We start from the raw sequence: 231 nt of genomic DNA on the forward strand, positions 1-231 counted from the left end.
TTAGAAAGCATTGGCGCATGGTAAAGGATTTTAAAAGCAGAGAAAGATGGGATAACATCAGTGCAACCGATGTTCACGATCTTAGCGAAAACCTATCAGGATTAGCGCCTTACAACGAAACAGGAGATGAGTTGGCTAAAAGATTTGACTTGTTAGCCCTTAATTTTCAATTAGTTAAATTATCGGGTGATAAAAGTAAAGAAGAAGGCTATGTAAGACAAATCTATAACA

General features: G+C 36.4%; 1 protein-coding gene. It reads left to right on the top strand.

The window, feature by feature from the left end; all coding sequences use genetic code 11:
* Positions 1–17 precede the first annotated feature (17 nt).
* A partial coding sequence (locus tag NLM59_RS11655; RefSeq protein WP_304417953.1) for a hypothetical protein occupies positions 18–231 on the top strand: 214 nt, incomplete at its 3' end.

The sequence above is a fragment of the Profundicola chukchiensis genome, assembly GCF_029664245.1.
Taxonomy (GTDB): Bacteria; Bacteroidota; Bacteroidia; order Flavobacteriales; family Weeksellaceae; genus Profundicola; species Profundicola chukchiensis.